The organism is Dietzia aerolata, assembly GCF_014144865.1.
GTDB classification, from domain to species: Bacteria; Actinomycetota; Actinomycetes; order Mycobacteriales; family Mycobacteriaceae; genus Dietzia; species Dietzia aerolata.
This window is the reverse complement of sequence record NZ_JAALDM010000216.1, coordinates 1-8,366: the sequence shown is the minus strand read 5'-3', so window position 1 is coordinate 8,366 and position 8,366 is coordinate 1. Positions and strand designations below refer to the sequence as shown.

The 8,366-nt window shown below is 68.7% G+C and carries 7 protein-coding genes and 1 pseudogene; 3 read left to right on the top strand and 5 right to left on the bottom strand.

Annotated features, from left to right (window positions below; all coding sequences use genetic code 11):
- Window positions 1–942 (top strand): alpha/beta hydrolase (locus tag G6016_RS12405; protein ID WP_182632950.1); only part of this gene is annotated, 942 nt, incomplete at its 5' end.
- On the opposite strand, the gene G6016_RS12400 is transcribed toward G6016_RS12405, so the two are convergent.
- Entirely contained in the window at window positions 920–2,176 is a 1,257-nt protein-coding gene (locus tag G6016_RS12400; RefSeq protein WP_182632949.1) for a glutaminase, read from the bottom strand. The two genes, G6016_RS12405 and G6016_RS12400, sit on opposite strands and share 23 nt — an antisense overlap.
- 135 nt (window positions 2,177–2,311) lie before the next feature.
- Between G6016_RS12400 and G6016_RS12395 the strand changes: the two genes are divergently transcribed.
- Both G6016_RS12395 and G6016_RS12390 read left to right on the top strand, forming a co-directional pair.
- Window positions 2,312–2,551: a cation transporter gene (locus G6016_RS12395; RefSeq protein ID WP_182632951.1), complete on the top strand. Its 240-nt coding sequence runs from the start codon at window positions 2,312–2,314 to the stop codon at window positions 2,549–2,551.
- A 34-nt stretch (window positions 2,552–2,585) separates the two neighbouring features.
- On the top strand, window positions 2,586–4,583 hold the full coding sequence (locus tag G6016_RS12390; protein ID WP_241730277.1) for a heavy metal translocating P-type ATPase: 1,998 nt from the start codon (window positions 2,586–2,588) through the stop codon (window positions 4,581–4,583).
- Window positions 4,584–4,713: 130 nt separating this feature from the next.
- Here G6016_RS12390 and G6016_RS12385 read toward each other — a convergent pair whose 3' ends face one another.
- The 4 genes and pseudogenes from G6016_RS12385 to G6016_RS12370 form a co-directional block, all read right to left on the bottom strand.
- Entirely contained in the window at window positions 4,714–5,121 is a 408-nt protein-coding gene (locus tag G6016_RS12385) for a cupin domain-containing protein (protein ID WP_182632948.1), read from the bottom strand.
- A 189-nt stretch (window positions 5,122–5,310) separates the two neighbouring features.
- Entirely contained in the window at window positions 5,311–6,159 is an 849-nt protein-coding gene (locus G6016_RS12380) for a Crp/Fnr family transcriptional regulator (protein ID WP_182632947.1), read from the bottom strand.
- A 770-nt stretch (window positions 6,160–6,929) separates the two neighbouring features.
- A complete protein-coding gene (locus G6016_RS12375; protein WP_182632946.1) occupies window positions 6,930–7,754 on the bottom strand; it encodes a mycofactocin-coupled SDR family oxidoreductase in 825 nt (274 codons plus the stop codon).
- Window positions 7,755–7,999: 245 nt separating this feature from the next.
- Window positions 8,000–8,366, bottom strand: a pseudogene (locus G6016_RS12370) (aminotransferase-like domain-containing protein); the annotation flags it as partial.

Genomic DNA, 8,366 nt, shown 5'->3' with positions numbered 1-8,366 from the left:
GCGGGGCTGGGGGTTCTGGTGGCGCGCCAACTCGCCGCGGCACCGGCGCTGGAGCGCGCGCTCGCCGAGGTGCGGGGCCAGGTTTCAGGCGAAAACCCGGGGACGACGACACCACCGCCACCGGCAACCCGACACCGTGTGCCGTGGCCGACGGTGCTGTTCGCGCCCTGGCCGGGCGTGCCGCGAGACGTCCGGGCCCGCCGCGGCCTGGTGTACGGCCCTGACTCCACGGCCAACCGGTGTGATCTCTACACCCGTAACAGTGCTGGGTCGGCCCCGGGGCGGGGCGTACTCGTACACATTCACGGCGGCCATTTCCGGGCGGGCGGGCCGAGCCGCGAATCGCGGGCCATGCTCTTCGACCACGCGAGCCGGGGCTGGGCGGCGATCAGCACCACCTACCACCTGTCGCCCACGCCGGAGTCGGGATTCCCGCAGCACCTGGTAGACATCAAGCAGCTCATCCGCTGGATCCGCGTCGAGGGGCCGGCGCACGGCATCCCTGAGGATGCGCCGATCGTGGTCGCGGGCAGTTCCGCGGGCGCGCACATCGCGATGATGACCGCCCTGACCGCCGGCGACCCCACCTACCAGCCCGGATTCGAGGACCTCGACACCCGACCGGCAGCAGTGATCGGACTGTACGGCTACTACGGGCGTCTGGGGAAGGCCACGAAGGACATCTCCGACCCGGGGCGTCTTCCAGCCGAGGGCGCGCCCCCGGTCGCGATCATCCACGGCACCGCCGACACGTACACGCCGGTCAAGGGTTCGCGCCGGCTGGTCGAGCGCCTGCGCGCGGGCTCGGCGAACCCGGTGTTCTACGCCGAATTGCCGGGCGCGCAGCACGGTTTCGACGCCGTTCGCACGCCCCGCTATCTGGCGGTGGTGGCGGCGGTCGCCGAGTTCACCGAGTGGGTTATCGGGCAGCCTTCCGTCTGATCGGGTGCAGGCCTCCGCCGAGGTCGATATCGGGAAGGCGGTTACCGGGGTCGGCGAGGCCAACGGAATGACCGTCGGCGGCGAGGCGGCGCATCCCGTCGAGCAGCATCCGGCGCGCACTGGTGTTGACCGAGGAGACACGGCTCAGGTCGAGCGTCACCTCCTCGACTCCGGGCGGGATCTCGGCGAGGCGGCGCAACGCGAGCTCGGCGCTGGCGAAGGTCATCGCGCCCTGCAGGCGGAACGTGCGGCGGCCCGTGGCCTCGTCGACGCGCACCGAGCGCACGACCTCCACGTCCATGACCGCGGTGTTCATCAGGTGCAGGTCCAGGTCGCGGGACATCCGCTCGAACGCCCGCACCCCCTCGACGCTGTGCCCGTGCGCATCCAGCCGCGGGGAGAACACGCCGAGGCCGACCTGGGCGGGCAGCGAGCCGAAGATCCCGCCGGACACCCCGCTCTTGGCCGGGATCCCCACGGTGGACATCCAGTCGCCGGCCGCGTCGTACATCCCGCACGTGGCCATCACCGCGAGCACCTGGCGCGCCACCTCGGCAGAGACCACCCGCTCCTTGGTCACCGGGTTCACGCCACCGGCAGCCAGGGTCACCGCCATGATGGCCAGGTCGCGGACGGTCACCCGGTAGGCGCACTGCCGGGTGTAGCCGCGGACGGCTTCGTCGGGGTCGCCGTCGATGATCCCGCCCGCGCGCACGAGGTTGGCCATCGCGCGGTTGCGGAACGCGGTGCGCAGTTCGGAATCCAGGACGGTGATGTCCACGTCGAGCGGCCGGCCCGCGAACGCCGACAGACCCTCCTGCACGGCGGTGTCCCGCTCGATCTCGGTCGCGTCAGGCGGCCCGACGAGGGTGTGCGTGGTGATGGCGCCGACGTTGATCATCGGGTTCTCCGGACGCCCGGTCTCGGGTTCCAGTGAGATCTCGTTGAACGCATCGCCCGAGGGCTCCACCCCGACCTTCTCCAGGACCGTGGCGATCCCCCGGTCGCGCAGTGCGAGGGCGTAGACGAACGGCTTGCTCATCGATTGGATGGTGAACTCGGCGTCGGCATCGCCGGCCGTGTAGACGACGCCGTCCAGGGTGCAGGCGGAGACCGCGAACCTGTCGGGGTCCACGGCGGCGAGCTCGGGGATATAGCTGGCCAACTCTCCGTCCTCGCCCACGGAGCAGGCGTTGCGGATCTCGAGCAGATAGTCGGGTACCGGGGTTTTCACGGCTCCAGAGTGTCATGGAAAAGCCTGGTCTGCGGATAAGTGACGCGCGTCAGTGTTCTTCGTGTCGAACCCTCGTAACTTCACAGGTGACGGGCCGGGAAAGGCCCGCGGAAGACCCCAGAAAGAGAGATGGAAATGGCACCGAACAGCCAGAACATCGTCAAGAGCATGCTCCGTGCGGAGGGATTCTCCTGCCCCTCCTGCGTGGGGAAGATCGAGAAGCAGGTGGGTCGCCTCAAGGGCGTGGAGGACGTGAAGGTGCATTTCGCCTCCTCCCGCATCGAGGTGGAGCACGACCCGGAGGTGGTCAGCGTCGACGACGTGGTGGCTGCCGTCGGAAAGGCCGGCTACAAGGCGCGCGCGAGCGCCTTCTGACCGGGCCACGCAGGACACTAGAGAGGAAGAGACCATGACCACGATCCGTAGATGGGTGTACGGGCGTTGGTTCGTGCCCATCGTGTCCGGGCTGCTCATCATCGGATCGTTCATCGCATCCGGTGTGGCCGGCTCGGACTTCCGTGGACTCGACACCACCACCCTCCTCGCGGACGCCCTGATGATCGCCGCGGCGGTCGTCGCCGGCGCCCCCATCGTCAAGAAGGCCGTCGACGCGCTACTCATCCGCCACATCGGCATCGACCTGTTGGTGTCGGTGGCGGCGATCGGCGCGATCATCATCGGCAACTACTGGGAGGCGGCGGCGGTCACCTTCCTGTTCGCCATCGGCCACGCGCTCGAGGCTGCCACCCTCAACAAGACCCGCTCGGCGCTGGCCGAGCTGGTGGCGGTGGCCCCGGACGTCGCGGTGGTGATGCGCGACGGCGAGCAGGTCGAGATCGACGCCGGCGCGGTCCGCCAAGGCGAGATCGTCCTGGTCAAGAATGGCGCCAAGGTTCCCGTCGACGGCCAGGTCGTGGCCGGTTCGGGAGCCCTGGACGAGGCCTCGATCACCGGCGAGTCCATCCCGGTGGAGAAGAACAAGGGCGACCAGGTGTTCGCCGGCACCATCTCGCGGGGCGGCTTCCTGCACGTGCTGGCCACCGGCATCGGCGCCGACACCACCCTGGCGCGGATCATCCATCGCGTCGAGGAGGCCCAGGACGCCAAGGCCCACACGCAGAGCTTCATCGACCGCTTCTCCGCCTGGTACACCCCGGCCATCATGCTGCTGGCGCTGGTCGCCGGGCTGATCACCGGTGACCTGGTCCTCGCGCTGACGCTGCTGGTGATCGGCTGCCCCGGCGCGCTGGTCATCTCGATCCCCGTGGCGATCGTCGCCGGCATCGGCCGCGCGGCCCGCAACGGGATCCTCATCAAGGGCGGCGAGTACCTGGAGACCTCCGCGAAGATCGATGTGGTCGCGGTGGACAAGACCGGCACCCTCACCGAGGGGCGCCCCGAGTTGACCGACGTGGTGGTGCTCGACCCGAGCATGAGTCGTGCGGAGGTCCTGTCCTTCGCCGCGGGTGGCGAGGCCGGCTCGGAGCACCCCCTGGCCCGACCGATCCTCGAGGCCGCGGCGGACGAGGGTGTCCGCTACGACACCCCCGAGTCCGTCACCCCGGTCGCGGGGAAGGGACTCAAGGCGCAGGTGGAGGGGCACCGTGTCCTGATCGGCAACCAGGCACTACTGGACGAATTTGGGGTCGACGACGACAACGCCGCGCAACGTGCAGCGGACGAGTTCGCGCGGCAGGGTAAGACACCGATGATCATCGCGGTGGATTCCCGTGTCGCTGGCGTCATCGCGGTGGCGGACACAATCCGTGCTGACGCGCCCGAGATGGTCGCGCGGTTGCACGAGGCGGGCGTGAAGAAGGTCGTCATGCTCACCGGTGACGTGCAGCTGGTGGCCGAGGCGGTCGCCGCGAAGACCGGAGTCGACGAGGTCCGGGCCAGCATGTTGCCCGAGGACAAGCTCGACGCTGTCACCGAGTTCCAGCGTCAGGGACACACGGTGGCGATGGTCGGCGACGGTGTCAACGATGCACCCGCCCTGGCCACGGCGGATATCGGGGTGGCGATGGGCGCGGCCGGTTCGGCGGTGGCGGTGGAGACCGCGGACATCGCGCTCATAGGCGACGACCTGCTGCGCCTGCCCGAGGCGATCGGGCTGGCCAAGCGCACGGTCAGCGTGATGCGGCAGAACATCGCGATCGCGATGATCACCGTCCTCGCCCTGCTGGCCGGGGTGTTCGCGGGCGGCGTGACGATGTCGATCGGCATGCTCGTCCACGAGGGGTCCGTGCTGGTGGTGATCCTCAACGCGATGCGGCTCATGCGCCGCAGGGGCGGCGCGCCACGGTCGGCGCAGGCTGCAGCAGCCTCCATCCGCGGAGAGGACGGCCTCGGCGACGCCGATCGCGACACAGACCGCGACACTGATCGCGACACCGTGAAGGCCTGATCCAGGCCACGGGCCACGGGCCACCGTATCGATGCGAAGGGCCCGGGCCGGCGAGTGATTGCCGGCCCGGGCCCTGACACGTTTGCTCTACGCAAGTAGTGGGGCCCGGCTTACCGGGCCCCCACGTTGATCAGTGGTCGTGGTGGTCGTCCGCCTTGGTCGGGTGGACGGTGCCGTGGGCGTGCTCCGGCGGGGCGTAGAGCGAGTAGACCTTGAGGTCCTCGTCGCCGATGTTGGTGATGTTGTGCCAGGAGCCGGCGGGGACGAGGACCACCCAGTCGTCGCCGACCTCGCGTTCGAAGTCGAGCTGATCCTTGGCGGGGCCCATCTGCACGCGGCCCTTGCCTGCCTCGATGCGCAGGAACTGGTCGTGGTCTTCGTGGACCTCCAGGCCGATGTCGTCGCCCGGCTTGATGCTCATGACGGTGAGCTGCATGTGCGGGCCGGTCCACAGGGTGGTCCGGTAGTTGCTGTTCTCGAGGGTGGCCTCCTCGATATTGACGACGTACGGGTTCGGGCCGTGATCGGTGAGGCTCATCGGATTTCCTGTCTTGTCGAAGCGGCAACTCGGAGACCGGATCGCGTGGTCTCCGGTACCGAGCTTTGTGGACTCGCACGGAACTTTCAAGCAAGACAAGCCTGCCCGAACCTGCCCGAATCCGGCGTCTTGGCCGCTCACAGCCCTACAAGCTCGAACTGCCGACTCGCACACGCCCCGGAAGCGGGGTCATTCCCCGGCGATGTCCGCGAGCCTGTCGCGATCGAGGACCGCGGTCCAGCGGCGACCGGAGTCGATGATCCCCTCGCGGCGAAGTCGGCTCATCACCCGCGACACCGACTCCGGAGTCGAACCGGTCATCCCGGCCAGGTCGACCCTCGTCAGCGGTAACTGGAGCAGGGTGCCGTCCCTCCGGCCGGTCTGCCCGCCGTCACCCGTCCCATCTCCGCCAGCCGCCTCGCCGTCGCCGAAACCGGACCGCGCCTCACCGAACTTGTCGGCGATCCGCAGCAGTGTCGCCGCGACCCGCTCGGCGACGGTCCGGGTCGACTGATTCACCACCGACGTGCGCGCGTCCCCCAGTTGCCCGGCCAGATCGTCCACCACACGCAGTGCGACCGTCGGGTAGCGGACCATGATCTCGCGGAAGTCCTCGTCGGAGATCCGCAGTGCACACAGGGTGTCGAACGCCTCCACCGTCTCGCCGTACTCGGGTCGGCCGAGGAGGTCGAAGCCGCCGAAGATATCCCCGGCCGCCAGCAGGTCCACCACCACGGTTCGGCCGTCCTCTGTGTCGCGGTAGGCCTTGGCCCGGCCGTGCGCGACCAGATAAATGTGACCCCCCGGATCTCCCTCGGAATACACCGCGTCGCCACCCTCCCTGGCGAGCGCGACGGTGTGCCGGTCGACGTCGGCGATCCCCTCGTCGTCCAGGTCGGCGAAGAACGGTGCGTGCCGAAGCACCGCCAGCCGCACCGGCGCGGGGCAGTCGTGCGGCTTCGCACACGAGGTCCGCAGCGGGATCCGGCGCCGCCCAGAGGCCCCTCGCACTGCAGGCCGTCCTGAAATAGAGGTCATGTCCTCAACTGTGCCAGTGCCGACTGGTCACGGCCCGAAGATCCATCCTCGCGAAGCCTGCTGGCAGCTACGCCTTTGTGCGGGGCGCACCCATCCACTCAAAGCTCATCGCCGGAATCCGCAAGGGCTCGTACCACCAACTCGAACTCCTCATCAGAGAGTCTCGTGCCGAACCCCTGAAGTGATTGATAGGTGAGACCAATTTGGCTGGGGGTACCGAGACCACAGGCTCAGGGATCAGGCGCGGCGTCGCGCGATAGACCCACGGCAATTCCTGCCCCCGATCTTCACCCTCAAATCCCGCCACGAAGTCTGGATCGAGCGCAGGGCCATCCAACACCTCGACGACCGCGTAGCAGCCCCGGAGGTCGGGCGAGTAGATCACGACCAGGTCACCGGGAATGATCCCCGGTCGGTTCTTGGTGCCCGGGCACCTTCTCCGGTCGTAGTCTGGTCGTCCACTCCCCCATCATGGGCGTTAAGGCGTTGAGAGCAACCGGCTCGCGGTCGACCACGCCGCCGGATCGGCCCGGACCTACCGCCCGGTCCTGCCTCACGGCCCAGCCCACTCTGCAGCCGCTCCTATCGATGGCGTCTCGCACTCGGACATGTACTCCCGCGACACAGGCGCTTTTGTCGATGGCGTCTCGCACGCCCCGAAGTGAGCGCGAGACGCCATCCCGGGGTACGGCTGTGCTCGGCCGAGCAGGCGCGTGAGCGGATGGCCGGGGCAGGGAGCGGAGGGCTACCGCCCCGGCAGTGGGGCCGTCCTACTTGCCGGTGAAGCCCGCGTCCACGGGCAGCGTGACTCCCGTGATGTTCCGGCCCGACTCCTCGACCAGGTAGAGCACGGCGCGCGAGATGTCGAGGGGGTCGAGCATCGCCACCGGCATCGCGTTGCCCATCCACTGGGCGTTCGGATTGCCGGCGAACCAGGCCTGCATCTCCGGGTGCGCCACCATGGGCGTCGGCACGCCGGCGGGGTGGATCGAGTTGACCCGGATCCCGTACGGGGCCAGCCAGTTCATGAAGCTCCGCATAATGCCCACCACGCCGTGCTTGCTGGCGGTGTAGCCGGTCACCGCGCCGGAGCCGTCGCCGCCACGGCCGGACAGACCGTTGGTGGACGAGATGAGCACGATCGAGCCGCCCTGATCCCGCTCGACCATCAGCGGCGCGATCGCATGGACCGTGTTCCACACGCCCACGAGGTTGATCATGATCGTGTCCATGAACGCCACCTGCGCGTCCGGCTCGGAGCCCCGCTGGAGGTTGACACCCGCATTGGCAATGACGATATCCGGCACCCCGAACGCCTCGACGCACTTATCCACTGCGGCGGCGACGTCGGCGGTCTCGCGCACGTCCCCCTGCACCGCGACGATCTCGCCTCCGACAGCCTCGACCTCGGCGACCGTCTGGTCCAGGTCGGACCGCGAGGCCAGGGAGTACGGCACCGAGTCGACGTCCTCGCAGATGTCCATCGCGAGAATCCGGGCACCGCGGCGGGCGAGCTCCACCGCGTGACTGCGACCCTGTCCCCGGGCCGCACCCGTGATGAAGGCGACCTTGCCCGCGAGTGACTTCTGCTCCATGAACCTCACGCTCCTTGACCTGCGCCCGATCGGCGACTTGACTCCTGTCAGGTATCTAAGCACCGGAACGCGGTCACCGCTCCCGAACGGCCGGACAGCTTTGTGCAGTTGCCGGACATCGTTGTGCGGTTACCGAACTTCTGGTGCGATTCTGAGCGAGATTTCGCACCAGATGTCCGGCGACCGAAGGTCCGTGTCCGGCAACTGGAGAGGGAAGCCGCAGGGAGGCAACCGGCAACCGGCGCTCAGCCGCCCAAAACCTCACGCAGGGCCACCGCGAACTGGTCCGCATCACGGGCCGCGAGCCGCGAGTAACTCAGCACCAATCCGGACAGCCCGAATCGCGCGGACTGACTACTCAGCGACCGCGTCCGCCACCCGGCCCGCTCGAGCGCGAGAACGACGTCGTCGTCGTCATATTCGGGCAACAACACGCAGAGGTGGAGCCCCGCCTCTACACCTGTCACGTCCAACGTCGGGCACTCGCGCGCCAGCGCGGCCACCAGGCGCGCGCGCCGATCGCTGTAGACCCGCGCCGCCCGCGCCAGGTGCCGATCCATCGCACCCGAGGCGATGAACCCGCCCAGCGCGTCGGCGGGCAGCGACGACGGC

Bases quoted from the DNA above. Each gene is read 5' to 3' on its own strand.
- G6016_RS12375 (WP_182632946.1), bottom strand. From the start codon at position 7,754: ATGGAGCAGAAGTCACTCGCGGGCAAGGTCGCCTTCATCACGGGTGCG.
- G6016_RS12380 (WP_182632947.1), bottom strand. From the start codon at position 6,159: ATGACCTCTATTTCAGGACGGCCTGCAGTGCGAGGGGCCTCTGGGCGG.
- G6016_RS12390 (WP_241730277.1), top strand. From the start codon at position 2,586: ATGACCACGATCCGTAGATGGGTGTACGGGCGTTGGTTCGTGCCCATC.
- G6016_RS12395 (WP_182632951.1), top strand. From the start codon at position 2,312: ATGGCACCGAACAGCCAGAACATCGTCAAGAGCATGCTCCGTGCGGAG.
- G6016_RS12385 (WP_182632948.1), bottom strand. From the start codon at position 5,121: ATGAGCCTCACCGATCACGGCCCGAACCCGTACGTCGTCAATATCGAG.